This window comes from Paracoccus lichenicola (genome assembly GCF_009708075.1).
Taxonomy (GTDB): Bacteria; Pseudomonadota; Alphaproteobacteria; order Rhodobacterales; family Rhodobacteraceae; genus Paracoccus; species Paracoccus lichenicola.
In genome coordinates this window covers 363,079-385,539 of the sequence record NZ_WMBT01000003.1, presented here as the reverse complement: position 1 = coordinate 385,539, position 22,461 = coordinate 363,079, and the positions used below count along the sequence as shown (strand labels likewise).

Here is a 22,461-nt window from a genome sequence, read left to right as displayed (position 1 = left end):
ATGGGCGCGAAAGGTGCAAGCCGTGCAGTGTGTCGCCGCGCGTCAACTTGACCCGCCCATGACGGGGGGCTAGCACCGGACCCGATGCCGCGACCCGAGAAACCCGGAGGAACCATGTCCGACCCCTATTCCCTGCTCATCCTGCCCGGCGACGGGATCGGTCCCGAGGTCATGGCCGAGGTGGTCAAGGTCATCGGCTGGTTCGGGACCCATCGCGGCATGTCCTTCGACATCAGCCAAGGCTTGGTCGGCGGGGCCTCCTATGACACGCATGGCACGCCGCTGACGGACGACACGATGGCGCTGGCGCAATCGGTCGACGCGGTGCTGCTGGGCGCGGTGGGCGGGCCGAAATACGACAATCTGGATTTCAGCGTCAAACCCGAACGCGGCCTTCTGCGCCTGCGCAAGGAGATGGACCTTTATGCCAACCTGCGCCCCGCGCAATGCTTCGACGCGCTGGCGGATTTCTCCTCGCTGAAGCGCGAGGTGGTCGCGGGTCTCGACATCCTGATCGTGCGCGAACTGACCTCGGGCATCTATTTCGGCGAACCGCGCGGCATCCATGCGGACGGTAACAACCCCGGTAACGAGGGCGGCCGTGTCGGCATCAACACGCAACGCTACACCAGCGGAGAGATCCGCCGCGTGGCCCGGTCGGCCTTCGAGCTGGCGCGCAAGCGCGGCAACAAGGTCTGCTCGATGGAAAAGGCCAACGTGATGGAATCGGGCATCCTCTGGCGCGAGGAGGTGCAATGGGTCCACGACAACGAATACCCCGATGTGGAGCTTTCCCACATGTATGCCGACAACGGCGCGATGCAGCTGGTGCGCCGTCCGCGGCAGTTCGACGTGATCGTGACCGACAACCTGTTCGGCGACATCCTGTCGGACGCGGCGGCGATGCTGACCGGTTCCCTGGGGATGCTGCCCTCGGCGTCGCTGGGGGCGCCGATGGCGAACGGGCGGCCCAAGGCGCTTTACGAACCCGTCCACGGATCGGCCCCCGACATCGCCGGAAAGGCGCTGGCCAACCCGATCGCCTGCATCCTGTCCTTCGCGATGGCGCTGCGCTATTCCTTCGACCAGGGGGATGCGGCGGCGGATCTGGAACGGGCGGTGGAAACGGTGCTGGCCCAAGGCGCGCGCACGGCCGACCTGATGGGTCCCGAGGGCGGCACCCCGATCTCGACCGCCGCCATGGGCGACCGCATCCTCGCCGCCCTGTCCGAGGGCTGACCCCGGGGCCGCGCCGCCCCGGCGGCGGCGCGCCTTTCGCGAAGAATATGGTCCCCATGCGCCCGACAGGGCTTGCAATCGGTCCCGCCCCGCGCTACCTGCCCCATCTACGGTCGGAGCGTAGCGCAGCCTGGTAGCGCACCTGCTTCGGGAGCAGGGGGTCGGAGGTTCGAATCCTCTCGCTCCGACCAGTCGGTTCTTCGCGCCCGCGATAACCGCCATCTTCCCACAGGACGGATTTTCCCCGTTACCGCAAAGTTTCTTGCGCCCTCGCTCCTGCGCGCGCAGACTGCGGGGATCAACGGTGGAGGGAAGGATGGCACGTGCAACCCTTGCGCTTGTGCTGCTGTTGGGCAGCGCCCCCTCGGGATTTTCCCAGCAGGCGACGGATGCCGTGGCGCCCGAGGCGGCGACGAATATCGACACCCAAGCCGGCGATCTTGGCCCCCTGTCCGACGCCGCGCGCGCGGCGCTGACGGCCAAGGCCGAAGGCCGCCCCGTCACCGGCCAGGGCTGGATGGTCAGCGCGGCCCATCCCCTGGCCGTCGAGGCGGGCGCCAGGGTGCTGGCCGGGGGCGGCAGCGCCGCCGATGCCATGGTGGCTGTCCAGACCGTGCTGGGCTTGATCGAGCCGCAAAGCTCGGGCCTTGGCGGCGGGGCCTTCCTGGTCTGGCATGACGCGGAGACCGGCGCGCTGACCACGCTGGATGCCCGCGAGACCGCGCCGATGGCCGCCACGCCCACGCTGTTCCTGACGGAGGACGGCCAGCCCATGGAGTTCATGGATGCCGTGGTGGGCGGCCGGTCCGTGGGCACCCCCGGCACCCCTGCGTTGCTGGAGGAGGCGCATCGCCGCTGGGGCAAGGCCAACTGGTCGGGCCTGTTCGACGACGCCATCCGGCTGGCCGAAGGGGGCTTCACCGTCTCGCCCCGGCTGGCGTCCCAAGTGGCGGAAGAAGGCGAGGCGTTGCAGGCCGATCCGGCCACGACCGCCTATTTCTTTCCGGGCGGGCAGGCGGTCGCGACAGGCACGATGCTGAAGAACCCCGCCTATGCCGACACCCTGCGCACGCTGGCGGCGCAGGGCGCGGACGGGTTCTACAAGGGCGCGGTCGCCGAGGGCATCGTCGCCGCCGTGCGCGGGGCCGACAATCCCGGCGGGCTGTCGATGGGGGATCTGGCCGCTTATCGCGTGGTCGAACGCCCCGCCGTCTGCGTCGAATACCGGGCGCATGATGTCTGCGGCATGGGACCGCCATCCTCGGGCGGGCTGACGGTGGGGCAGATCCTGGGGATGCTGGGGGGTTACGACCTGGCGGCGCTCGGGGCGGAAAACCCGGAAAGCTGGCGGCTGATCGGGGACGCCTCGCGGCTGGCCTTTGCCGACCGGGGCCGCTTCATGGCCGACAGCGACCATGTGCCGATGCCCACGCAAGGGCTGATCGACCCCGCCTATCTGGCCGAACGGGCCAAGCTGCTGGCGGGCGACGACAGCCTGCCCGAGGTGAGCGCAGGTTCGCCCGGCTGGTCCCATGCGGCGCTGTGGGGGCAGGATGCGTCGCTGGAACTGCCGTCCACCACGCATGTCTCGATCGTGGACGGGGACGGCAACGCCCTGGCGATGACCACCACCATCGAGAACGGCTTCGGTTCGCGCCTGATGACCGGCGGCTTCCTGCTGAACAACGAGCTGACCGATTTCAGCTTCGAGACGCATGACGAGGCCGGCTGGCCCATCGCCAATGCCGTGGCGCCGGGCAAGCGGCCCCGGTCGTCCATGGCGCCGACGATCGTGCTGAAGGACGGGCGGCCGGTGATGGTGATCGGATCGCCCGGCGGCAGCCGCATCATCGGCTATGTTGCCCGCGCCATCATCGCGCATCTGGACTGGGGCATGGACATCCAGAAGGCCGTGGCCGCGCCGAACATCGTCAACCGCTTCGGCCCGATGGATGTGGAAGCCGGCCTGCCCGCCGCCCTGGCCGAAGGCCTGGCCGCCATGGGGTATGAGCTGAACGAGACGGACCTGACCTCGGGCCTGCAGGGCATCGTGATCGGCCCGGACGGGGCGCTGTCGGGCGGCGCCGATCCCCGGCGCGAGGGGATCGCGCTCGGCGGCTGAGGACAATTTCGCGCGCCGAGGCGTCCTGCGGGGTTGAAGACGGCCGATTAAGTGGTTAGCTGGCTAACGAACCGCAACAAGCCACCGCCATGCCGCAAGCCTCGCATTTTCTTGAAACGCTGTTGCACCTGATGCGCCTGCTGCGCCGCAGCTATGACGCGCGGGCCGAGGCCATGGGCCTGACGCTGTCGCGCGCCCGGGCGCTGACCACGCTGTCGCGGATGGACGGGACCACGCAGGCCGATCTTGCCGCCGCGCTGGAGATCGAGGCCCCCACGCTCAAGCGCCAGATCGACGCCTTGGAACGCGCGGGCTTTGTCGAACGCCGCCCCGCCGAGGGCGACGGGCGCAAGAACGCGCTGTTCCTGACCGCAAGGGGCCGGGACAGCGGCATCGTCGATTTCACCCGCCGGATGCGGGCCGACCTGGTGGCGGGCATCCCCGAAGGCGACCTGGCCGTGGCGCATTCGGTGCTGGACCGCATCGCCGCCAATATCGCAAGGCTGGACCGGGAATGAGCCAGGCACCCGCCGCGCCCGTCGCCCATCCGCCCCTGCCCCTGCCGCAGGCGCTGGCCTATATGGGCGCATCGGTGGTGCTGGCCCTGTCGCAGGGCCTGGGGCAGGGCTTCGTATCCGCGAACATCCCGCAGACGGCGGGCGACCTGGGCATCACCACCACCCAGGCCAGTTGGCTGATGGCGGCCTACATGATCCCCCGCGCATCCTTGCCCCTGCTGCTGATCAAGATCCGCACGCAATACGGCCTGCGCCGCTTTGCCGAGGTGGGGATCATCGCCTATGTGGTGGTGGCCTTCGCATCCGTCTGGATCAGCGACTTCCGGTCCGCGGTGGTGGTGCAGACGCTGTCGGGCGCGGCCGCCGCGCCCTTGTCCACCCTGGCCTTCATGTACATGCTGGAGCCGTTGTCCCCCCAATGGAAGATGCGCCTCGGCCTGCCCGCCGCGATGGCGGTGATGATGGCGGGACCCACGCTGGCGCGCGTCGTATCGCCCGCGCTGATCGGGGACGGGGGGCTGACCTGGGTCCACCTGACCGCGCTTGGCATGGCGATGGTGTCGCTGATGCTGGTGTTCCGGCTGCCGCTGCGCCCGGTGCCGCACATGAAGGTGATCCAGCCGCTGGACTTTCTCAGCTTCCTGCTGATCGGCGTCGGCTTTGCGGGGCTGACCATCGGCTTCGTCATGGGACCGATCCATTACTGGTCCGACGCGCCCTGGATCGGGGTGCTGCTGGCGGTGTCGGTCGCGGCGCTGGCCATGGCCGTCGCGGTGGAACTGAACCGCGCCGCGCCGCTTCTGGACATCCGCTGGCTGGCAAGCCCCGCCATGCTGCACCTGACCGCGACCCTGTTCCTGTTCCGCCTGATCCTGTCCGAGCAAAGCGCCGGCGCGCCGCGCATGTTCCAGATGCTGGGCGTCGCGCCCGCGCAGATGACCGGATTGTTCGCCATCATCGTCGGGGCAAGCCTGCTGGGGGGTCTGGCCTGCGTGGCCTGGATCCGCCCCGACCGCGTGCCCGTGCTGCACCTGGCGGCGCTGCTGCTGATCGCCCTTGGCGCCTTCATGGACGCCCATTCGACGGTCGACACGCGGCCCGAACAGATGATCGTCAGCCAGGCGCTGATCGGATTCGCGGGGATGCTGTTCCTGCCGCCCGCGATGATGGCCGGGCTGGTGTCGGCCCTGGCGCGCGGGCCGCAATATCTTCTGTCCTTCGTGATCGTCTTCATCTCGACCCAGTCCCTGGGGGGCGTGCTGGGGTCGGGCCTGTTCACGACCCTCATCAACCACCGCCAGGCCGCCCATTACGCGACCCTGACCGAACAGCTGGCCGCCACCGACGCGCCCACGGCCCAGGCCATCACGGGCCGCATGGCGGCCCTGGCCAGCCAGATCCCCGATGCGGCCACCCGCCGGCTGCAAGCCGTCGGGCAGATCGCGCAGGACGCATCCGCCCAGGCCACCGTGATGGCCTATAACGACGCCTATCTGCTGACGGCCGGGATCGCCCTTGCCGCCGCTGCGGCCCTGATCCTGCACATGCTGCGCGACCGGCTGGCCCTGCGCATGACGCCCCCGACCGAACCGGACACGACCCCATGAAAAAAGAAAACCTCATCCCCACCGTCATCGCCGTGGTCATCGGCATCGCGGGCGTGCTGCTGCTGCTTTACGCCTGGCACCTGCCGCCCTTCCGGCCGTCCGAACCCACGACCGAGAACGCCTATGTCCGCGGCAAGGTCACCACCATCGCGCCGCAGGCCACGGGCTATGTCAGCGCGGTCGCCGTCACGGATTTCCAGCCCGTCAAGGCCGGCGACGTGATCGCGCGGATCGACGACCGCAGCGCGCGCCAGAAGCTGGCCCAGGCCGATGCGCAACTGGCCGCCGCCCATGCCGCGATGGAGGTCGCGACCCAGGGCGTCGCCTCGGCCGAGGCGGTGCTGCGCGCGGACCAGGCGGGGGTGGAATCCGCGCGCTCGGCCCTGACCACGGCGCGGACCAGCTGGGACCGCGCGCAGGCGCTGCGGACGCGGGGGGTGGCCTCGCAATCGACGGCCGACCAGTCGGAACTGGCCTTGCAGCAGGCCGAGGCGGCGGTGACCCAGGCCGAGGCGCAACTGGACGTGCAGCGGGAATCGGTGAAATCCGCCCGCGTCGCCCTGCAATCGCGCCAGGCCGACATCGCCAATGCCGAGGCCGCGGTGGAACTGGCCCGGATCGAGCTGGACAACACCGTGATCCGCGCGCCCTCGGACGGCCATCTGGGCCAGGTCTCGGTCCGGGTCGGGCAATACGTGACGCCGGGCACGGCGCTTGTGTCGCATGTGGGCCGCGATGTCTGGGTCATCGCGAATTTCAAGGAAACCAGCCTGACCGGGTTGCGGTTGGGCGAGGCCGTGCGCTTTACCGTGGACGCCATGCGGCACCGCGCCTTCGCGGGCCGGGTCGAATCCTTCTCGCCCGCCACCGCATCGGAATACAGCCTGCTGGCGGGCACCAACGCCACCGGCAACTTCACCAAGATCGCGCAGCGCCTGCCGGTCCGCATTTCCATCGACCCGGGGCAAGAGATGGCGGAAGACCTGCGCCCCGGCATGTCGGTGGTGGTCCACGTGGACACCGCCACCGCGCCGGAGTGACGGGTCACGCCCCCGCGGAGGCCAGCCGGTCGTCCTCGTCGGGGGCTTCGTCGGTCTCGACCCCTTCGTCCAGCATCTCCTCGGCCTCGGCCAGCTCGGAGGCGTCCCCGGGGTCCACGCCGAAGCGCGCCGCCACGTCGGGGGCATAGCGCAGCAGATCCCCGCGAAGCTTCAACAGCGACAGATCCTTGGTCTTGGCCTCCAGCATCACGTCGAAGTCCAACCCTTCGGCCGTGCGCATGAAGGTCGCGAATTCGAACGGGTTGGTGAAATCCGCGTGACCCGTCCAGATCGGCGGCAGCAGCACCGTCTTGAAGCGCGACGTGGCCTTCACCACCCCCTTGGTCAGCGCGCCGCCCTTGGCCGGGGCGGCCGCCTTCAGCGCCGCGCGTTCCTTGTCCGTCACCTTGCGCTTGATTTCCCGCAACTCGGTCCGGGGGGAGGAGAAATGGATCTTCGGCCGCACGCCTTGGGGCCAGGACCGGACAAAGCGTTCCAGGGTCGGGCGCAGCGCCAGCCCCTCGGGGTTGAGGCACCAGAAATGCTGGTAGTCGAAGATCAGCGGCACCCCGCAGCGGTCGTGGATCCACAGCACGTCGGCCGCCGAAAAGCGGATGTCGTCGTTTTCCAGCACCAGGCGGCGGCGGACATGGTCGGGGCACTGGTTGTACCCCTCGATCCAGCGGGCGCGGCTTGCCTCGCGGTCGTCATAGACCCCGCCCACATGCGTGACCAGGACGCCTTCCGGTCCCATGCCCATGCGGTCCAGCATCTCGGCCTGGGACGCCAGATCCCAGATGCTTTTCGCCGTCAGGCCCGCATCGGGACTGTTCAGCAGCACGAATTGCGACGGATGGAAGGACAGCCGCATGTCCAGCCCGCGTGCCTTGCGGCCAAGCGCCGCCAGTTCCGCATCGCTCTCGGCCACCATGGCGTGGAACTGGGGCATGTCGGGATGCGTGGCATAGGGCGCCAGGTCCGAGGACATGCGATACATGTCGATGCCCACCTCGACCATGTAGTCCAGGATCGCGTCCACGTATTCCAGCGAGGTCTTCAGATGCGGGTCCTGCCGCCAGCGCCGGGTGTCGTTGCTTTTCAACCCGGGCCGTCCCATCACCTTGACGGGAAAGCCCAGGCGGAGCGGTCGATCAGTCATGCGCAGTCTCCTCGGGCGCAGTCTCCTCGGGAAAGCCGATCCGGGCGGCGAAGTCGGCCCAGTCGGCGGGACGCAGCGCGCCGCCCGTGGCCTGGGCATGGCCGCTGCCGTATTCCGTGCCCGCGCCCGGGGGGCGGTGATCGGCCAGGAAGCGGATCAGGTCCGCGCCGGTGGCGCTGCGGGCGGCGAAATGGATCCAGCCGGGGCGATAGCCGGTGTTGACGGCCAGCACGATCTTGTCCCGCAGCCGCCCGCGCCAGGCCTGCGCCACAAGCGGATGGATCTGGCAGGGCGAGGAAAAGCGGATCAGCGCGACACCGCCGCGGATCTTCGGCGGGGTGCGGCGGACGCGGTCCAGTTCCGCCGCGACCTCGGCCTTGGCGGCCTGCAGCAGGGCGGTTTCGGGATGGCCGCCCCGCAGCAGTTCCTTGGGCGAATCGCACCGCATCAGCAGCGCCAGCGCCGGGCCGGCATCGGCGCGGGCCGTCCGGCGGGGCGCGTTGACCAGCGACACGGCATCGCGCAGCGCCGTCTTGCCGTATCGCGCCTGCGCATCGGTCAGTTCGGGAAAGCCCTTTTCGGCCATGTCGCCGATCAGCCCCAGGGCCGCAAGCCACAGCAGGTCGTCATTGCCACCCAGGGCCTTCGCGCACCAGAAGGCCAGCAGCGACGAGGTGGGTTCCGGCACCCAGCCATTGCCGGAAATCACCGCGGCCTCCCCGGGCGTGCCGGTGGGCACGTGGTGATCGACCAGCACCGTGGGGACGCCCGGCAGGATGTCGCCGTCGCGGATGCCCAGATCGGTCACGATCAGCCCGCCGGGCTGGTTCGCTTGCAACTCCTGTTGCAAGGCGGGGGACCAGGGGTTCTCGCCCTTGCCGGTGATTCGGATGGCGGCGGGGCGGCCCGCGCGGTCCAGGGCGCGGGCCAGGATCGCCACGGCGGACAAGCCGTCGGCGTCGAAATGGCCCAGGATCAACGGGGGCCGCGCGGGATCGAATCGGTCGAGCGCCGCCCGGAAGGCGGGGGGCACGTCGGCAGGGGACTGGGGGCGGGGGTCGGACATGGTCCCCAACGTCGCAAGCGCCGCCCGGTTTCACAAGGCAAGGGAACGGACCCATCCCCGCCGCGCGTTTCATGGCGCAGGACAGCAGAGGTTTCGACACATGCAATTGACCCAAGAAGGGCGCGACCGTGTGGCACGGGTCGCGCGGCAGCACGGCTTCAGCCCCGATGCGGCCGAGACGATGCTGGCCGCCCTGGTTCGCGGCCATGGCCGCCAGGCACAGTTCGATCATCCCGAATTCGGCGGCATGGGCCAGTGGTCCGGCGGGATGCTGATGGTCGGGGACATGTTCGACAACGGCCTGAAGGCGCGTGTGGCAGACCTGATCCAGGACCTGTCGGGCATGGTGGGGTCGGCCGCATTCGCCCAGCAGGCCCAGGACGGGGGCGATGCCTCGGACTGGCCGTCGGACCTGGGCGCGCCATCCTCCAGCGGGGGGCAGAACGACATGCGCTATGCGGTCTTTCCCGCATCACGGCGGCTGGCCGTGATGCGCGGCGGGCGGATGGTCCTGTATGACACGGGCGATCACCAGATCAGCGGCGTGTCCCAGCAGCAGGGGGGCGGTCATGCGCTGACCTTCACCAGCCAGCACGGGCCGGTCCCGCTGGACAGCCTGGCCCCGGTTGCTGTCCCGGACGCCGCGCCCGCGCAGGCCGCGCCACCCAAGCCGTCCGATGCCCCGCAGGATAGCGTCTCGGGCGAGGCATCCCGGCCAGCGTCCCCGGAAGGCTCGATCCCCGCCCTGATCGAGCAGCTTCACGCGCTGATGTCCCGCAGCATCCTGACCCAAGCCGAGTTCGACGCCAAGAAGGCCGAATTGCTGAAGCGGCTGTAGGGTTTGGGTGCTTCCGCCCGGACCCATCCGGCGAGGGGCGTCGTAGGGTGCGTGTTTACACGCACCGCCTCCCCCCGCTCAGCCCAGGTATGTCCCGAACCAGGCCAGGGTGCGGTCCCAGGCCAGCCTTGCCGCCGCCTCGTCGTAACGCGGCGTCGAATCGTTGTGGAAGCCGTGGTTGGTGCCGGGATAGATGTGCGCCTCATAGACCTTGCCGTGTTCCTTCAGCGCGGCCTCATAGGCGGGCCAGCCCTTGTTCACGTTCTCGTCGGTCTCGGCGAAGTGCAGCAGCAAGGGCGCCTTGATCCTGGGCACGTCCTCGACCGGCGCCTGGCGGCCATAGAAGGGCACGGCGGCGGCCAGTTCGGGAAAGGCCACCGCCGCCGCGTTCGACACGCCGCCGCCATAGCAAAAGCCGGTGATGCCCACCTTGCCGTTGGTCAGGGGGCTTTCCAGCAGGAACGCGACGGCGGCGAAGAAGTCGTTCATCAGCTTCGCGGGATCAACCTCGCGCTGCAACTCGCGGCCCTTTTCGTCATTGCCCGGATAGCCGCCCCTGGATGTCAGCCCGTCCGGCGCCAGCGCCACGTAGCCCGCCTTGGCCACGCGCCGCGCCACATCCTCGACATAGGGGTTGAGGCCCCGGTTCTCGTGGACCACCACGACGCCGCCGGTGGGCGCATCGACCGCGACGCCGTCCTGCGCGGGGCGGACCAGATAGGCGCGCACCGCGCCATGGCCCTCGGGCGAGGGGTAGGTGATGTATTCCGCGACGATCCCCGGGTCGGTGAAGGCCACCTGCTGGGCCAGCGCGTAATCGGGGCTGAGCGTTTGCAACAGCGCCAGCGCGGTCATGCCGCCGACCGCATACCTGGCCGCGCGGTCCAGGAAGTCGCGCTTGGTGATCCGGCCATGGGCATAGCCGTCGTAAAGCTCCAGCAGTTCGGGCGGAAAGTCCTTCGCGGTCAGGCGTGCCATTTGAAATCCCCTCCAGGCGGTGCGGGGGAAATCCTAAGGCGGAAATGCCGCCGCCCGGCATCACAGTTCTGAAAGCAGGCGCTTTTTCGGCGCGCCCCTGATTCCGTCGCCCCCGGGCGGAACAGGGACAGGCGCTTGGTGTTGACTGGAACAGAGCCATGCAGAGGAGGCCGCGATGAGCGAAAAGGAAAATCCCGATGCCGTGCCGCCCGGCGTGCCGGGATCGGGCGAGAACATCTGCCGCAAATGCGAGGGCAGCGGGCGGGCCGAGGGCAAGGAATGTCCCGAATGCGGCGGCACCGGCAAGGTGAACACGGGCATCGGCGGCGGCTGACCCCATGGAGCGATAAAAAGCCGCCGCCCGCCTGCTGCTGCAACCGATCCCCCCGCAAATCGTTGTCAGACCCTGACACCACATCAGCGGAGGGAACGGCATGGCGGATGGCGGGGGCGAGCCTTCCCTCAGGGAAGCGGCCGGCATGAACACGGCGCTGGAACGCAACATCAGGGCCATCAGCGAGCGAGAGGCCGAAAGCGAGAAAAACGCGTCCCTTCAGGACCGCATCGCCGACCGCATCACCCGGTTCACCGGCAGCATGACATTCGTCTATCTGCACTTGTCGGGCTTCGGCTTCTGGATCGCGGCCAACCTGGGATGGATCCCCGGCGTGTCGCAATGGGACCCGACCTTCGTGGTGCTGGCCATGATCGCCTCGGTCGAGGCGATCTTCCTGTCCACATTCGTCCTGATCAGCCAGAACCGCATGGCCGCCGTCGCCGACCGGCGCGCGAACCTGAACCTGCAGATCACCCTTTTGATCGAACACGAGCTGACCAAGATGGGCGCCCTGATGATCCGCATGGCGGACCGGCAGGGCGTCCCGGCGGCAGAGGATCCCGAAACGAAGGAGGTCGAGAACGAGGTCGCGCCCGAGGTGGTCTATGACGCGCTGAAGGACAGCGAAGGCTAGGTCCTGTCCCGGAACGCCTTGAAATGCCAAGGCCAGGCCGCGATTCAAGAATTGTTGTCGGTTCGTTCTTCCCCTAGGATGGGCTTCCTGGGTTTACGCTCGCTCGGGGCATGTTGTCCTCCCAGGCTCGAACGGAAATGCGCCATCTGATCTCGACCCTTTTCTATTTCTTCAGATATGCCGTTCTGTCCGCCGCCCTGGTGGTGACCTGCGGATTCCTGATGGCGACCTTTGCCGGGGATTCGGTGGAAACCCGGCGCAATCCGGTGCCCGTGATGGCGGGCATGGTGCTGGCCGCGCTGCTGCTGCCCGCGCTTCTGCTGCGCCGGACGACGACGCGGCGCGCCAGGGGGCGGCGTCCGAAAAAACCCGTATCCCGCCGCCCGGCCTCTTGCCCCCGGGACGGCCACGCCTTCGAGCAATGGGTCGCGGGCAAGCTGGAAACGCACGGCTGGCGCGCCGATGTCACGGCAGGGTCGGGCGACCAGGGCATCGACATCATCGCACGGCGCGACGGCCGCAAGGTGGGCATCCAGTGCAAGCGCTATGACGGTCCCGTCGGCAACAAGGCCGTGCAAGAGGCCTTTTCCGGCCGCGCCTTTCACCGCGTCGATATCGCGGTGGTGATCACCACGGGCCATTACACGCAAAGCGCCAAGGCCCTGTCCCGGCGGACCGGCGTGCATCTGCTGCATGTCAAGGACATTCCCCGCCTGCGCAAGCTGACCTGAGGGGTTCCAGGCCGCCCGGCGCGGCGCGGGTGCGGAACCTCAATGCGGACAGCGGCTTGGCGTCATTGACCGATTCCCCGAAGGATGTCACCCTTCCGTCATGCGAGTGTCGCGTTCGCGTCACCGGGCCGCGCTAGGCCCGGTCCGCGAACCGGAACTCCACAAGGGAGGACTATCATGAACCGACTTTTCACGGCGTCCGCGCTGGCGCTGTCGGCATCGCTGTCGGCGGCCCATGCGCAGACCGAAATCCAGTGGTGGCACGCCATGGGGGGCGAACTGGGCGCCAAGCTGGAGGAGATCACCAAGGGCTTCAACGATGCCCAGGACGACTACACGGTCGTGCCGTCCTACAAGGGCACCTATCCCGAGACGATGACCGCCGCCATCGCCGCCTTCCGCGCGCAGCAGCAGCCCGCCATCGTCCAGGTGTTCGAGGTCGGCACCGGCACCATGATGGCCGCCGAAGGGGCCATCGTTCCGGTCCATCAGCTGATGGCCGACAACGAGGTGGCCTTCGACCCGCAGGCTTATCTGCCCGCCGTGGTGGGATACTACACCGACACCCAGGGCAACATGCTGTCGCTGCCCTTCAACAGCTCGACCCCGATCGTCTATTACAACAAGACCATGTTCGAGAAGGCAGGGCTTGACCCGAACACGCCGCCCAAGACCTGGGCCGAGCTTGAGGAGTTCAGCAAGAAGATCATCGAATCCGGCGCGGGCACCTGCGGCTTCACGACCCAGTGGATCAGCTGGATCCAGACGGAAAACCTGTCGGCCTGGCACAACCAGCCGATCGGCACGGAACAGAACGGCTTTGGCGGGCTGTCGGCGCGGCTGACGCTGAACGGGCCGGTGCAGGTCAAGCATTGGGAAAACCTCAAGCGCCTGTCGGATGAAGGCGTCTTCAAGTATGGCGGCCCGGTGGGCGGCGACAACGCGGCGCCGATGTTCTATTCCCAGGACTGCGCGATGTACATGGCCAGTTCCGCCAGCCGGGCGGGCGTGATCGCCAACGCCAAGGATTTCGAGCTGGGCTACGGGATGCTGCCTTACTACGACGACGTGGAAGGCGCGCCGCAGAATTCCATCATCGGCGGCGCATCCTTGTGGGTGCTGTCTGGGCGGCCTGACGAAGAATACGCAGGCGTGGCGAAGTTCTTCGAGTATCTCTCTACCCCCGAGGTTCAGGCGGACTGGGCGTCCTTCTCGGGCTATCTGCCGATCACGCAGGCGGCGATGGACCGGATGGCGGATTTCTATGCCCAGAACCCCGGCGCGGACACGGGGATCCGCCAGATCACGCTGAACGAGCCGACCGAGAATTCCAAGGGCTTGCGCTTCGGCAACTATGTCCAGATCCGCGGCATCATCGACGAGGAGTTCGAGCAGTTGCTGTCCGGGTCCAAGGACGCCCAGGGCGCGCTGGATTCCGTGGTCGAACGCGGCAACGCGCTGATCGCGGAATTCGAGGCGCAGAACCAGTAACCGGCACGGGGCCGCGCGCCGGCGGCCCCGCTTCCCTTGGAAAGGCCCCCCGATGAAGCGCACCCTGTTCCGCAACCAGTGGCTGCCCTGGCTGCTGCTGGCCCCGCAGCTGGCGATCACCTTCGTCTTCTTCCTGTGGCCCGCGGCCCAGGCCGTGCGGCAAAGCTTCCTGCGCCAGGACGCCTTCGGCATCAACACCAGCTTCGTGGGCCTGGCGAACTTCAGGGCGCTGTGGAACAGCCCGGAATATCTGAATTCCTTGCAGGTCACGGCGGTCTTTGCGGTGCTGGTGACGGTGCTGTCGATGGGATTGTCGCTGCTGCTGGCCGTGGCGCTCGACCGGATGATCCGGTCGGCCAGCCTTTACACCACGCTGCTGGTCTGGCCTTATGCGGTGGCCCCGGCGGTGGCGGGCATCCTGTGGTGGTTCATCTTCAACCCGACCATCGGCATCATGCCCTATGTCTTGGAGGGGATCGGCTATGACTGGAACCACATCAGTTCCAAGTCCGATGCGCTGATCCTGGTGGTCATCGCATCCGCCTGGAAGCAGATCAGCTACAACTTCCTGTTCTTCGTGGCGGGCTTGCAATCCATCCCCGCGTCCTTGCGCGAAGCCGCCGCCATTGACGGCGCGGGTCCGGTGCGCCGCTTCTTCGACATCACCCTGCCCCTGCTGTCGCCCACGACCTTCTTCCTGCTGGTCGTGAACATCGTCTATGCCATGTTCGACACCTTCGCCGTGATCGACGCCACGACCGAGGGCGGCCCCGCTCAGGCCACCAACATCCTGGTCTACAAGGTCTATTTCGACGGCTTCGTGGGACAGAACCTGGGGTCGTCGGCGGCGCAATCGGTGATCCTGATGGGGATCGTGATCGCGCTGACCGCCATCCAGTTCCGCTATGTCGAAAAGAAGGTGGCCTATTGATGATCGAGAACCGGCCCGGCCTGACCCTTCTGGCGCATCTGACCCTGATGGCGGGGGTCGTGATCGTCGCGCTGCCCGTCTGGGTGGCCTTTGTCGCGTCCACCCACACCGCGACCGACTTCATGTCGGGCACCATTCCGCTGTGGCCCGGCCCGCATCTGGTGGAAAACTATGCCCGGATGCTGGATACCGGCGTGTCCACCAGCGGCACGCCCCCGGTCGGCACGATGATGCTGAACAGCCTGGTCATGGCGCTGCTGATCGCCTGTGGCAAGATCGCGATTTCCATCACCTCGGCCTTTGCCATCGTCTATTTCCGCTTTCCGCTGCGCACCCTGGCCTTCTGGTGCATCTTCATCACCCTGATGCTGCCGGTCGAGGTCCGGATCGTGCCCACCTTCCAGGTGGTGGCAGACCTGGGGATGCTGAACAGCTATGCCGGGCTGACGATCCCGCTGATCGCGTCGGCCACCGCGACCTTCCTGTTCCGGCAGGTCTTCCTGACCATCCCGGACGAGTTGACCGAGGCCGCGCGGATCGACGGCGCAGGCCCGATGAAGTTCTTCCGCGACATCCTTTTGCCCCTGTCGCGCACCAACATCGCGGCGCTGTTCGTGATCCTGTTCATCTATGGCTGGAACCAGTATCTGTGGCCGCTGCTGATCACCACCAGCAGCGATTATTACACCATCGTCGCGGGCATCAAGCGCATGGCCGACGCGGTGGACGGGCTGCCGCAATGGCATCTGGTGATGGCCACCGCGATGCTGGCGATGCTGCCTCCGGTCGCGGTGGTGATCGGGATGCAGCGCCTGTTCGTCAAGGGCCTTGTCGAGACGGAGAAATAAACATGGCATCCATCACCCTCGACAAGGTCGGCAAGATCTATGCCGGCGGCACTCGCGCCGTGGGCGATGTCAGCATCGACATCGCGGATGGCGAATTCATCGTGCTGGTCGGCCCGTCCGGCTGCGGCAAGTCCACCCTGCTGCGCATGGTGGCGGGGCTTGAGGCGATCAGCGAAGGCACCGTCCGCATCGGCAACCGCGTGGTCAACGACATCGAACCCGCCGACCGCGACATCGCCATGGTGTTCCAGAACTATGCGCTTTACCCGCACATGTCGGTGCGCCAGAACCTGGCCTATGGGTTGAAGAACCGCCGCACGCCCCGGGCCGAGATCGAGCGCCGCGTGGCCCAGGCCGCCGCGATCCTGCAGATCGGCCCCTTCCTTGACCGCAAGCCCCGCGCCCTGTCCGGCGGCCAGCGCCAGCGCGTCGCCATGGGCCGCGCCATCGTGCGCGAACCGGCCGCGTTCCTGTTCGACGAACCGCTGTCGAACCTGGACGCGAAGCTGCGCGTGACCATGCGGCTGGAGATCAAGGAGTTGCAGCGCCGCCTGCGCACGACGTCGATCTACGTGACGCATGACCAGTTGGAAGCGATGACCCTGGCCGACCGGCTGGTGGTGCTGAACGCGGGCCGGATCGAACAGATCGGCACGCCCTTGGAAGTGTATCGCAAGCCCGCGTCCACATTCGTCGCGGGCTTCATCGGCAGCCCGGCCATGAACCTGATCAGCAGCCGCGCCGTGCCGCACCTGCCCGCCGCCGCGCAGGCCGGCACCATCGGCATCCGCCCCGAGGATCTGTCGGTGGCCCCCGACGGCCCCCTGGAAATGGAGGTGCTGGCGGTCGAGGAACTGGGCGCGCAGCGCCTGGTCCACGGCCAGACCGGGGGCGAAAGGCTGACGGTGGCGATGCCCTCTGACGCGCCCCTGTCCGACACGCTCCGCCTGACCTACCGGCCCGGTTCGCTGCACCTGTTCCACCCCGAGACCGGGCGGCGCATCGACTGATCCCTACGCCTGCCCGATCAGCATCATCACCAGCGGGATCGTCACGATGCCAAGCGCGGTCGAGATCAGGATCGCGGCGGACACCCGCTGCTGCGCGATGCCGAAATGCTGGGCCAGGATATAGACATTGCCCGCCACAGGCAGGGCCGCGGCGGCGATCATGACGCCCGCCGCAAAGGGCTGCACCCCCAACGCCCAGGCCGCCAGCCCCACCGCCAGGGGATGCAGCACCAGCTTGGCCGCGCTGAGCCAGACCGAGGCTGCCAGCCGCCCGATCCGCCGCCCGGCGAGGCTGGCGCCGATGGCGAACAGCGCGCCGGGGGTGGCGGCCGCGCCCAGCAGGACCAGGAATTCGTCGAAGGGACCGGGCAGGGGCAGGCGCATCTGCGCCCAGGCCAGGCCCGCGACCATGGACAGGATCATCGGGTTGGCAACGATGCCGCGCCCGATCGGGACCAGCGTGGCAAGACGCAGGCCGCCGCTGCGGCCCGCATGGATGATCAGCGTGATCAGCGTGGAAAAGACCAGCATGTCGATGGTCAGCACCATCAGCACCGGCCCGATGGCGCGGTCCCCCAGCAGCACCACCAGCATCGGCACGCCCAAAAAGCCGGTGTTGCCGATCATGCAGCACTGCGCCTCCATCGCGGCCTCGGCCAAGGGCAGGCCGCGCGCCCGGGCCACCGCCATGCCCGCCAGCCAGACCGCCGATGATCCCGCCAGATAGGCCAGCACGAAGCGCCCGTCGAACAGGGCGGCCAGATCGAGGCGCGCGGCAAAGCGGAACAGCATCGCCGACAACGCGAAGTAAAAGACGAACTTCGTCAGCCAGGCGGCGCCGTCCTGCGGAAAGAACCGCGTGCGCGCGGCCAGCCAGCCCAGGCCGATCAGCCCGAAAAAGGGCAGCGTCTTCAGGAATACGGCCAGCACGGCTTCTTCTTCACTCAAATATCCTCGGGGGGTGAGGCCGCGCCAGCGGCCGGGGGGGCGGAAGGCCCCCTTTCGACGGTGAATTCGATCACCCCGCAGCCCGTGTCGCGCTGGTCCAGCAGCCGATGCCCCGCACCCTCGCAGAAATGCGGCACGTCCACCGCGGCCATCGCATCGGTCGCCAGCAGCCGCACCCGCGCGCCCACGGCCTGGCCCAGCAGCACCTTGCGCAGCCGCAGCACCGGCAGGGGGCACAAGAGCCCGCGCGCATCGACCAGCACGCTCATCGGACGCCCGCCGCCTGGTCCAGGCACCAGTCCTCCAGGGCCTTGGGCGGCAGGCGCTGGCCCATGCCGCCGCAGAAATCGGCCCATGCCGCGCGCTGTTCGGGCGGGACATGCAGCAGTACCGGGATGCCGTCCGCCACCGCCTGCGCGATCACGCTGCGAAAGCCGCGCCCGGCGGCCTCTTGCCGGCCGAACTTGGGCAGGATCAGCAACTCGGCCCCGGCCATGCGGGCGGCAACGCGCACGGCCGCCGCCTCCAGCGCGCCGGGATCCAGCCGGCAGCCGGTCGAGCCGCCGCCCAGCGATTGCGAGATGCGGACGGGCGCGTCCTCCTCTCCGATCACCAGCACGTCCATGTCGCAGGCGCAGTCGGTCCCCAGATCGGTGTTCCGCTGGATGGCGCCCGCCACCCGCAGCCCCGCATCCGCCAGCCTGACAGACAATCGCGCCAGGATGCGGTCGCCCTCGCCCGGCGGGGCGTCGTCCTCCAGACCGAACCAACCCAGCATCGCCGTCATACCCCGCTGTCCAGCGCGAATTTCATCAAGCCGTTGATCCCGTCCACGCCCAGCTTCTTCTTGAGCATGGACGAGGTGTTGGCGGCGGTCTTGTAGCTGACATCCAGTTCATCCGCGATGGCCTGCAGGCTGAGGCCCCGCCCGATCAGGGCCAGCACCTGCCGTTCGCGGTCCGACAGCGCCCCCAGGGGATCGGCGGATGCCCCCGCCCGCAGGGTGGCCAGCGCCATGGCGTGGCGCGGGGACAGGTAGAACTCGCCCCCTTCCAGCATCCGCACGGCCTCTCGGAAATCGGCGGGGGGCGCGTTCTTCGACAGGAAGCCCTGCGCGCCCGCCTGAAGCGCGCGGGCCGCGAAACCCGTCTGGTCGTTCATGGAAAAGATCAGGATCCGCGCATCGGGGGCGGCGGCGCGCAGGGGCGCCACCAGATCCAGGCCCCCCGCGCCCGGCAGGCTGATGTCCAGCACGATCAGGTCGGGGGCGGGGCCTTCGGCCAGTTGCGACAGCGCCTCCTCGCCCGACATGGCCTGGCCGATCCGCTCGTATCCCAGATCGCGCAGCAGGCGGTTCGCGCCCAGATGGGTGATCGGGTGATCGTCGATGACAAGCGCGGATTTCATGGCGATCCTTCTTCGGTCTGCGGCAAGGGCAGGGTGGCGGCGATGGTGGTTCCCCCTGCGCCCGAGGACAAGGACAAATCGCCGCCCAGAAGGGTGATCCGTTCGCGCATCCCGGTCAAGCCGGTGCCCTCGCGCGCCCCCGGGGCCATGCCGCGCCCGTTGTCGCGCAGCTCCATCCGCCAATGCGCGGGATCGGTCCAAAGCCGCACCGAAACCCAGCTGGCCCCGGCATGGCGCAGGGCATTGGTGGTGCCTTCCTGCAGGATGCGGAACAGGGTCAGCGCGGTCGCCTCGTCGGGTTCCGGCAGGCCGGGGGCCAGATCCAGGGCGATGTCAAGATCGGGAAAGCGCCGTCCCAGGTCGGCCACGTAATCCGCCAGCACGGCGGCCAGCGGCAGCTGTCCGATCGCCACGGGCCGCAGGTCGCCCAGAAGGGCGCGGTTCACGCGGGCGATTTCCTCGGCGATGTCGGTGATCGCCCGGGCATGGGCCGCGATGGCGGGGGTGGGGGCGGCCTCGCGCAGGGCGTCGGCCTCGACCCGCAGGCCGAACAGGCAGGGTCCCATCTCGTCGTGCAGGTCGCGGGCGATGGCCTTGCGTTCCTCGTCTCCGCGCGTGACCACACGGCGCTGAAGGCGGGCGCGATCCCCTTGCGCCTTTTGAAGGGCCTGGGCCAGGTCGTCCACCCCGGCGGCGATCGGTCCCAGGTCGCGTCCGGCCACCGGACCCACCCGCGCCGCCAGATCCCCCCGGCGCAGGTCGGCCAGGCGTCTGGCGATGATGGCGACGGGCCGCAGCGCCTGCCCCGTGGCCCACAGGATCAGCGCCGCCTGTGCCACGGCCCCCAGGGCGGCCAATCCCAGGAAGGCCTTCAGGTGCTGCCAGGCCAGGCCGATTTCCGCTCCCGGATCCGTGGCGATGAAGACATAGCCGCGCGGCCGCCTTTCGATCACCACGGGCAGGCGGGTTTCCAGGGGGTTCGGGGCGACGAGGGCCGCGAACCAGCGCGGGGCCGGGGCGGGGGCCTGCGGGGGAACCGGCGCGCGGCGCACCACGCCGTCCAGGATGTCCACGGTTCCCACCGTCACGTGGCGCGGCACCACCAGCCGTTCCGGCAAAAGCCGCATGATCCGGTCGGGCGGCACCGCCCCGTGCATGGTGCCGACGGTGGCCAGCACCAGCGCGCGCGCCGTGTCCACCGCCAGCCGCGTTTCGGTCGCGATGTCGCGGCGCACGCTTTCCAGACTGGCCACGGCCAGCGCCGCGAACAGCGCCGCCTGCACGGCCAGGATCACCAGAAGGATGCGCTGCGTCAGCGAAAGGCGGTTCATGGCGCGCAGATTGGCCGAGGCCCGGTTGCCCGTAAAGATCGACCGGCATAGAAAGGCCCCATGACCGATCACGACGCCCTTCACGCCCGTATCCGCGCCCTGACCCAGGGCGAGACCGATGAAGTTGCCCTCATGGCGACGCTGGCCTGCGAGATCCACCATTCCGACGACCGCTTCGACTGGACCGGCTTTTACCGCGTGGTCGCGCCCGAACTGCTGAAGATCGGTCCCTACCAGGGCGGGCATGGTTGCCTGGTAATCCCGTTCTCGCGGGGCGTCTGCGGGGCGGCGGCGCGGACAGGACAGGTTCAGCTTGTTCCCGACGTGAACGCCTTTCCCGGCCATATCGCCTGCGCCAGTTCCACCCGGTCGGAAATCGTGCTGCCGGTCTTTGGCAAGAACAGACGGCTGATCGGCGTCCTGGACATCGACAGCGACCGGCCCGACGCCTTCACGCAAGACGATGCCGACCGGCTGGCCGCCATCCTGGAGGAGGTTTTCGCCGATGTCTGACTTCACCGGGCACTGCCTGTGCGGGGCCGTCACCTTCACGGGCAGCTGGGGCGGCGATCCCCTGCGCGCCTGCCATTGCACCCAGTGCCGCCGCTGGTCGGGCCATGTCTGGGCCGCGGCCGGAACCGCCGATCTGACGATCCGGGGCGCGGTCAAGTGGTTCCGGTCCTCGGACATTGCCGAGCGGGGCTTTTGCCCCCAATGCGGCAGCAGCCTGTTCTGGCGCAGGCTGGACGGCGGCGGGATCGAGGTCGCGCCGGGCGCGGTGGACAATCCCACCGGGATCCGGTTGCAGGGCCATATCTTCGTGGCCGACAAGGGCGACTATTACGACATCGCCGACGGCCTGCCGCAGGAGCCGCAGGGATGATCTGGGACACCATCGCCGCCATCCCCCCCGCGCAACTGACCGCCTTCGTCGCGGGGGGGCTGATGCTGAACGTGGCCCCCGGCCAGGACGTGTTCTTCGCCAGCGCCTGCGGCATCGGGGGCGGGCCGCGCGCGGGGGCGCTTGCGGGCTTCGGGGTGGGCCTGGGCGTGCTGATGCACGTGACGCTGGCGACCGTGGGCCTGGGCGCCCTGGTCGCGGCCCATCCGGGTGCGCTGCTGGCCGTGAAATACGCGGGCGCCGCCTATCTGCTGTGGCTGGCGTGGAAAAGCTGGCGGGCGGGACCGGCCGATCCGTCCGCGCGCGGCAGCGTCCGACCCTGGAACATCATCCGGCGCGGGTTCCTGTCCAACGCGCTGAACCCCAAGCCGGTGCTGTTCCTGCTGGCCTTCCTGCCGCAGTTCACCAATCCCGCCTGGGGTCCGGTCTGGCAGCAGATCCTGGGCCTGGGGCTGATCTTCGCCTTCACGGGCACGCTGGTCACGATGGGCTACGGCATCGTCGCGGGCCATGCGGGCCATGTGATCGGGCGGCGGCTGGGCCTCATCAACAAGATAGCCGCCGTGATGTTCGCGGGCCTGGCGATCCGGCTGGTCACGAAGTGACCTTGCCCGCCTATGCCCCGCCGCCTGACGCGCCGCAGGTGATCCATGCCGATCACGAGATCCTGGTGGTGGCCAAGCCTGCGGGCCTGCTGTCCGTCCCCGGCAGGGGAGAGGGCAAGGACGATTGCCTCATCAACCGGTTGCGCGGGGCCTTTCCCACGGTGCTGCTGGTGCACCGGCTGGACCAGGACACCTCGGGCGTGATGGTCTTCGGCCTGACGCCGCACGCGCAACGCACCCTGTCCAGGCAGTTCGAGGATCGGCGCGTGAAAAAGGCCTATGTCGCCCGCCTGGCCGGGCGGCTGGAACCCAAGACCGGAACCGTCGATCTGCCGCTGATCGTCGATTGGCCGAACCGCCCGCGCCAGAAGGTCGATCACGAGGCGGGCCGCCCCGCGCTGACCGAGTGGCGGGTGATCCGCGCGAGCGATGATGAAACCCGCGTGCGGCTGTTCCCGCTGACCGGGCGCAGCCACCAGTTGCGCGTCCACATGGCCGAGACCGGCCACCCGATCCTGGGCGATCCGCTGTATGCCACGGGTGCCGCGGCGGACCATCCCCGCCTGATGCTGCACGCCGAAAGCCTGCGGCTGCGCCATCCCGACAGCGGGGTTCAGGTCAGCTTCAGCCAGGCGGCGCCGTTTTAGGAAACCGCTGCCGGGCGGGATCAGGAAACGCATTGCGTTTCCCCCGACCGCCAAACGACATCGCCACCAGAGA

25 protein-coding genes and 1 tRNA gene are annotated in these 22,461 nt (G+C 68.6%); 18 read left to right on the top strand and 8 right to left on the bottom strand.

Annotated features, from left to right (window positions below; genetic code table 11):
- Positions 1 to 114 precede the first annotated feature (114 nt).
- The 6 genes from leuB (at position 115) to GIY56_RS08070 (ending at position 6,526) form a co-directional block, all read left to right on the top strand.
- Entirely contained in the window at positions 115 to 1,239 is a 1,125-nt protein-coding gene (gene leuB, locus GIY56_RS08095) for a 3-isopropylmalate dehydrogenase (RefSeq protein WP_154764299.1), read from the top strand.
- A 114-nt stretch (positions 1,240 to 1,353) separates the two neighbouring features.
- Positions 1,354 to 1,430, top strand: a tRNA-Pro gene (locus GIY56_RS08090).
- Positions 1,431 to 1,555: 125 nt separating this feature from the next.
- Complete coding sequence (gene ggt, locus GIY56_RS08085) at positions 1,556 to 3,361, top strand: gamma-glutamyltransferase (RefSeq protein WP_154764298.1); 1,806 nt, start codon at positions 1,556 to 1,558, stop codon at positions 3,359 to 3,361.
- A gap of 131 nt (positions 3,362 to 3,492) precedes the next feature.
- Positions 3,493 to 3,879 carry a MarR family winged helix-turn-helix transcriptional regulator gene (locus tag GIY56_RS08080; RefSeq protein WP_230312363.1) on the top strand — a complete coding sequence of 129 codons (387 nt, stop codon included), beginning with the start codon at positions 3,493 to 3,495 and terminating at the stop codon, positions 3,877 to 3,879.
- On the top strand, positions 3,876 to 5,486 hold the full coding sequence (locus GIY56_RS08075) for an efflux MFS transporter permease (protein ID WP_154764296.1): 1,611 nt from the start codon (positions 3,876 to 3,878) through the stop codon (positions 5,484 to 5,486). The genes GIY56_RS08080 and GIY56_RS08075 overlap by 4 nt, the downstream gene beginning before the upstream one ends.
- On the top strand, positions 5,483 to 6,526 hold the full coding sequence (locus tag GIY56_RS08070; protein ID WP_154764295.1) for an HlyD family secretion protein: 1,044 nt from the start codon (positions 5,483 to 5,485) through the stop codon (positions 6,524 to 6,526). The genes GIY56_RS08075 and GIY56_RS08070 overlap by 4 nt, the downstream gene beginning before the upstream one ends.
- Before the next feature lie 4 nt (positions 6,527 to 6,530).
- Here the strand turns inward: GIY56_RS08070 and uvsE are convergent, their stop codons facing one another.
- Together uvsE and GIY56_RS08060 are read right to left on the bottom strand one after the other, a co-directional pair.
- Positions 6,531 to 7,685 (bottom strand): UV DNA damage repair endonuclease UvsE, encoded by a 1,155-nt coding sequence (gene uvsE, locus GIY56_RS08065; RefSeq protein ID WP_154764294.1) that lies wholly within the window; start codon positions 7,683 to 7,685, stop codon positions 6,531 to 6,533.
- Positions 7,678 to 8,751 (bottom strand): single-stranded-DNA-specific exonuclease RecJ family protein, encoded by a 1,074-nt coding sequence (locus tag GIY56_RS08060; RefSeq protein ID WP_230312362.1) that lies wholly within the window; start codon positions 8,749 to 8,751, stop codon positions 7,678 to 7,680. Before GIY56_RS08060 ends, uvsE begins: the two co-directional genes overlap by 8 nt.
- 100 nt (positions 8,752 to 8,851) lie before the next feature.
- On the opposite strand from GIY56_RS08060, the gene GIY56_RS08055 reads away from it, so the two are divergent.
- Entirely contained in the window at positions 8,852 to 9,589 is a 738-nt protein-coding gene (locus tag GIY56_RS08055; protein ID WP_154764293.1) for an SHOCT domain-containing protein, read from the top strand.
- Between the two features lie 78 nt (positions 9,590 to 9,667).
- Here the strand turns inward: GIY56_RS08055 and yghX are convergent, their stop codons facing one another.
- Positions 9,668 to 10,567: a YghX family hydrolase gene (yghX, locus tag GIY56_RS08050; protein WP_154764292.1), complete on the bottom strand. Its 900-nt coding sequence runs from the start codon at positions 10,565 to 10,567 to the stop codon at positions 9,668 to 9,670.
- A 175-nt stretch (positions 10,568 to 10,742) separates the two neighbouring features.
- Between yghX and GIY56_RS18365 the strand changes: the two genes are divergently transcribed.
- The 7 genes from GIY56_RS18365 (at position 10,743) to GIY56_RS08020 (ending at position 16,549) form a co-directional block, all read left to right on the top strand.
- Positions 10,743 to 10,901 carry a hypothetical protein gene (locus GIY56_RS18365; RefSeq protein WP_196053572.1) on the top strand — a complete coding sequence of 53 codons (159 nt, stop codon included), beginning with the start codon at positions 10,743 to 10,745 and terminating at the stop codon, positions 10,899 to 10,901.
- A gap of 145 nt (positions 10,902 to 11,046) precedes the next feature.
- Positions 11,047 to 11,538, top strand: a complete 492-nt coding sequence (locus GIY56_RS08045) for a DUF1003 domain-containing protein (RefSeq protein ID WP_230312361.1) — start codon at positions 11,047 to 11,049, stop codon at positions 11,536 to 11,538.
- Between the two features lie 137 nt (positions 11,539 to 11,675).
- On the top strand, positions 11,676 to 12,269 hold the full coding sequence (locus GIY56_RS08040) for a restriction endonuclease (RefSeq protein WP_196053571.1): 594 nt from the start codon (positions 11,676 to 11,678) through the stop codon (positions 12,267 to 12,269).
- A 177-nt stretch (positions 12,270 to 12,446) separates the two neighbouring features.
- On the top strand, positions 12,447 to 13,760 hold the full coding sequence (gene ugpB, locus GIY56_RS08035) for a sn-glycerol-3-phosphate ABC transporter substrate-binding protein UgpB (RefSeq protein ID WP_154764289.1): 1,314 nt from the start codon (positions 12,447 to 12,449) through the stop codon (positions 13,758 to 13,760).
- Between the two features lie 52 nt (positions 13,761 to 13,812).
- The gene (ugpA, locus tag GIY56_RS08030) at positions 13,813 to 14,691 is read left to right on the top strand and encodes a sn-glycerol-3-phosphate ABC transporter permease UgpA (RefSeq protein ID WP_154764288.1); all 879 of its coding nucleotides are present in this window, start codon (positions 13,813 to 13,815) and stop codon (positions 14,689 to 14,691) included.
- Complete coding sequence (gene ugpE, locus GIY56_RS08025) at positions 14,691 to 15,539, top strand: sn-glycerol-3-phosphate ABC transporter permease UgpE (RefSeq protein WP_154764287.1); 849 nt, start codon at positions 14,691 to 14,693, stop codon at positions 15,537 to 15,539. Before ugpA ends, ugpE begins: the two co-directional genes overlap by 1 nt.
- A 2-nt stretch (positions 15,540 to 15,541) precedes the next feature.
- Positions 15,542 to 16,549: a sn-glycerol-3-phosphate import ATP-binding protein UgpC gene (locus GIY56_RS08020; protein WP_154764286.1), complete on the top strand. Its 1,008-nt coding sequence runs from the start codon at positions 15,542 to 15,544 to the stop codon at positions 16,547 to 16,549.
- 3 nt (positions 16,550 to 16,552) lie between these two features.
- Here the strand turns inward: GIY56_RS08020 and GIY56_RS08015 are convergent, their stop codons facing one another.
- Genes GIY56_RS08015 through GIY56_RS18735 form a run of 5 tightly spaced genes read right to left on the bottom strand, consistent with a single transcriptional unit; the run spans position 16,553 to position 20,235 of the window.
- Positions 16,553 to 17,479 (bottom strand): AEC family transporter, encoded by a 927-nt coding sequence (locus GIY56_RS08015; RefSeq protein WP_328288486.1) that lies wholly within the window; start codon positions 17,477 to 17,479, stop codon positions 16,553 to 16,555.
- A gap of 14 nt (positions 17,480 to 17,493) precedes the next feature.
- A complete protein-coding gene (locus GIY56_RS08010; protein WP_154764284.1) occupies positions 17,494 to 17,766 on the bottom strand; it encodes a sulfurtransferase TusA family protein in 273 nt (90 codons plus the stop codon).
- Entirely contained in the window at positions 17,763 to 18,275 is a 513-nt protein-coding gene (locus GIY56_RS08005) for a DUF2478 domain-containing protein (protein ID WP_154764283.1), read from the bottom strand. The genes GIY56_RS08010 and GIY56_RS08005 overlap by 4 nt, the downstream gene beginning before the upstream one ends.
- A gap of 5 nt (positions 18,276 to 18,280) precedes the next feature.
- The gene (locus GIY56_RS08000; protein ID WP_154764282.1) at positions 18,281 to 18,904 is read right to left on the bottom strand and encodes a response regulator; all 624 of its coding nucleotides are present in this window, start codon (positions 18,902 to 18,904) and stop codon (positions 18,281 to 18,283) included.
- Positions 18,901 to 20,235 carry an ATP-binding protein gene (locus GIY56_RS18735; protein WP_154764281.1) on the bottom strand — a complete coding sequence of 445 codons (1,335 nt, stop codon included), beginning with the start codon at positions 20,233 to 20,235 and terminating at the stop codon, positions 18,901 to 18,903. Before GIY56_RS18735 ends, GIY56_RS08000 begins: the two co-directional genes overlap by 4 nt.
- A 60-nt stretch (positions 20,236 to 20,295) precedes the next feature.
- Between GIY56_RS18735 and GIY56_RS07990 the strand changes: the two genes are divergently transcribed.
- The 4 genes from GIY56_RS07990 to GIY56_RS07975 are packed head-to-tail and all read left to right on the top strand — an operon-like array spanning position 20,296 to position 22,388.
- A complete protein-coding gene (locus GIY56_RS07990; RefSeq protein WP_154764280.1) occupies positions 20,296 to 20,748 on the top strand; it encodes a GAF domain-containing protein in 453 nt (150 codons plus the stop codon).
- Positions 20,741 to 21,118 (top strand): GFA family protein, encoded by a 378-nt coding sequence (locus GIY56_RS07985; RefSeq protein WP_154764279.1) that lies wholly within the window; start codon positions 20,741 to 20,743, stop codon positions 21,116 to 21,118. Before GIY56_RS07990 ends, GIY56_RS07985 begins: the two co-directional genes overlap by 8 nt.
- On the top strand, positions 21,115 to 21,741 hold the full coding sequence (locus GIY56_RS07980; RefSeq protein ID WP_154764278.1) for a LysE family translocator: 627 nt from the start codon (positions 21,115 to 21,117) through the stop codon (positions 21,739 to 21,741). Before GIY56_RS07985 ends, GIY56_RS07980 begins: the two co-directional genes overlap by 4 nt.
- A gap of 2 nt (positions 21,742 to 21,743) precedes the next feature.
- Complete coding sequence (locus tag GIY56_RS07975; protein ID WP_154764428.1) at positions 21,744 to 22,388, top strand: pseudouridine synthase; 645 nt, start codon at positions 21,744 to 21,746, stop codon at positions 22,386 to 22,388.
- The last annotated feature ends 73 nt before the right edge of the window (positions 22,389 to 22,461 follow it).

Bases quoted from the DNA above. Each gene is read 5' to 3' on its own strand.
- leuB (WP_154764299.1), top strand. From the start codon at position 115: ATGTCCGACCCCTATTCCCTGCTCATCCTGCCCGGCGACGGGATCGGT.
- ggt (WP_154764298.1), top strand. From the start codon at position 1,556: ATGGCACGTGCAACCCTTGCGCTTGTGCTGCTGTTGGGCAGCGCCCCC.
- GIY56_RS08080 (WP_230312363.1), top strand. From the start codon at position 3,493: ATGCGCCTGCTGCGCCGCAGCTATGACGCGCGGGCCGAGGCCATGGGC.
- GIY56_RS08075 (WP_154764296.1), top strand. From the start codon at position 3,876: ATGAGCCAGGCACCCGCCGCGCCCGTCGCCCATCCGCCCCTGCCCCTG.
- GIY56_RS08070 (WP_154764295.1), top strand. From the start codon at position 5,483: ATGAAAAAAGAAAACCTCATCCCCACCGTCATCGCCGTGGTCATCGGC.
- uvsE (WP_154764294.1), bottom strand. From the start codon at position 7,685: ATGACTGATCGACCGCTCCGCCTGGGCTTTCCCGTCAAGGTGATGGGA.
- GIY56_RS08060 (WP_230312362.1), bottom strand. From the start codon at position 8,751: ATGTCCGACCCCCGCCCCCAGTCCCCTGCCGACGTGCCCCCCGCCTTC.
- GIY56_RS08055 (WP_154764293.1), top strand. From the start codon at position 8,852: ATGCAATTGACCCAAGAAGGGCGCGACCGTGTGGCACGGGTCGCGCGG.
- yghX (WP_154764292.1), bottom strand. From the start codon at position 10,567: ATGGCACGCCTGACCGCGAAGGACTTTCCGCCCGAACTGCTGGAGCTT.
- GIY56_RS18365 (WP_196053572.1), top strand. From the start codon at position 10,743: ATGAGCGAAAAGGAAAATCCCGATGCCGTGCCGCCCGGCGTGCCGGGA.
- GIY56_RS08045 (WP_230312361.1), top strand. From the start codon at position 11,047: ATGAACACGGCGCTGGAACGCAACATCAGGGCCATCAGCGAGCGAGAG.
- GIY56_RS08040 (WP_196053571.1), top strand. From the start codon at position 11,676: ATGCGCCATCTGATCTCGACCCTTTTCTATTTCTTCAGATATGCCGTT.
- ugpB (WP_154764289.1), top strand. From the start codon at position 12,447: ATGAACCGACTTTTCACGGCGTCCGCGCTGGCGCTGTCGGCATCGCTG.
- ugpA (WP_154764288.1), top strand. From the start codon at position 13,813: ATGAAGCGCACCCTGTTCCGCAACCAGTGGCTGCCCTGGCTGCTGCTG.
- ugpE (WP_154764287.1), top strand. From the start codon at position 14,691: ATGATCGAGAACCGGCCCGGCCTGACCCTTCTGGCGCATCTGACCCTG.
- GIY56_RS08020 (WP_154764286.1), top strand. From the start codon at position 15,542: ATGGCATCCATCACCCTCGACAAGGTCGGCAAGATCTATGCCGGCGGC.
- GIY56_RS08010 (WP_154764284.1), bottom strand. From the start codon at position 17,766: ATGAGCGTGCTGGTCGATGCGCGCGGGCTCTTGTGCCCCCTGCCGGTG.
- GIY56_RS08005 (WP_154764283.1), bottom strand. From the start codon at position 18,275: ATGCTGGGTTGGTTCGGTCTGGAGGACGACGCCCCGCCGGGCGAGGGC.
- GIY56_RS08000 (WP_154764282.1), bottom strand. From the start codon at position 18,904: ATGAAATCCGCGCTTGTCATCGACGATCACCCGATCACCCATCTGGGC.
- GIY56_RS18735 (WP_154764281.1), bottom strand. From the start codon at position 20,235: ATGAACCGCCTTTCGCTGACGCAGCGCATCCTTCTGGTGATCCTGGCC.
- GIY56_RS07990 (WP_154764280.1), top strand. From the start codon at position 20,296: ATGACCGATCACGACGCCCTTCACGCCCGTATCCGCGCCCTGACCCAG.
- GIY56_RS07985 (WP_154764279.1), top strand. From the start codon at position 20,741: ATGTCTGACTTCACCGGGCACTGCCTGTGCGGGGCCGTCACCTTCACG.
- GIY56_RS07980 (WP_154764278.1), top strand. From the start codon at position 21,115: ATGATCTGGGACACCATCGCCGCCATCCCCCCCGCGCAACTGACCGCC.